Below are 1,143 nucleotides of genomic sequence, written 5' to 3' on the forward strand. Positions count from 1 at the left end.
CTGGAAGGATGTCCGTATGTCCCGCACCCGCCGGTCGTTCACGACCGAATACAAGGTCGAGGCCGCCCATCGTGTGATCGATTCGGGCCGCACGATCGCCGAGGTCGCCCGCGAGCTCGGATTGAACGAGAACCTGCTCGGACGGTGGGTCGCCGACGAGCGACGCCGTACCGAGGCCGCCGCCGTCCACGGCGAAGCACCCCTGGACGCCGCCGAGCGAGCCGAACTCATCCGCCTCCGCAAGCAGGTCGCGGACCAGGAGAAAGACCTGGCCTTCTTGAAAAAAGCTTCGGCGTACTTTGCCGCGAATCAGTCGAAGTAGAACGCTTCGAGTTGATGGCCGCAGAGTGCGCCAACACCGAGATCACCCGAATGGCCAACCTGTTGAAAGTCTCCACATCCGGGGGTGTCTACGGGTCACCGCGAATCACCGCCGACCTCCGCGCAGCCGGCACGGCTGTCACGGAGAAGACGGTCGCCAAGATCATGGCCTCGATCGGGATCGTCGGGATCAGTCCGCGCACCTTCAAGGTGTGCACCACCGTCGTCGACCCGAACGCCTCGTTCCCTCCGGACCTGGTCGAGCGACGCTTCGACCAGGGCGGGATCGATGCGGTGTGGACGTCCGACATCACCTACCTGACCTGCGGAGAGGGCGACATGTACCTGTGCGCGATCAAGGACGAGCATTCGAAGAAGGCGCTCGGCTGGAGCGTCGATGACCACATGCGCACCGAACTGGTCACCGACACCGTCGAGAAGGCCGTGGCCACCCGCGGGGGCGAGGTCGCGGGCACGATCATGCATTCGGACCGCGGCGTCCAGTACACGGCGAATGCGATGGAGCAGGCCTGTGAGCGGCACGGGCTGCGCAGGTCGATGGGCAGGACCGGCGTGTGCTGGGACAACGCCGGCGCTGAATCGCTGTGGTCGACGTTCAAGCACGAGTACTACTACCGACACACCTTCGCCACGAAGGCTGAATTGCTTGTGGCAGTTGACAACTGGATGAACTTCTACAACAGTAGGCGGCGTCACTCGTCGATTGGGATGCTCAGTCCCGACGAGTACGAGATGTCACTGGCTGCGATGGATCACGTCGAAGCTGCTTAGCCCCTTGTCCGCTGTTCGGGGGGAACCTCA

At 63.6% G+C, this 1,143-nt stretch carries 2 protein-coding genes; both read left to right on the forward strand.

The window, feature by feature from the left end:
- Positions 1 to 16 precede the first annotated feature (16 nt).
- Positions 17 to 322 carry a transposase gene (locus E0497_RS20335; protein ID WP_137726606.1) on the forward strand — a complete coding sequence of 102 codons (306 nt, stop codon included), beginning with the start codon at positions 17 to 19 and terminating at the stop codon, positions 320 to 322.
- Positions 323 to 336: 14 nt separating this feature from the next.
- Complete coding sequence (locus E0497_RS20340; protein WP_137726607.1) at positions 337 to 1,113, forward strand: IS3 family transposase; 777 nt, start codon at positions 337 to 339, stop codon at positions 1,111 to 1,113.
- The last annotated feature ends 30 nt before the right edge of the window (positions 1,114 to 1,143 follow it).

Source organism: Prescottella subtropica (genome assembly GCF_005434945.1).
Taxonomy (GTDB): domain Bacteria; phylum Actinomycetota; class Actinomycetes; order Mycobacteriales; family Mycobacteriaceae; genus Prescottella; species Prescottella subtropica.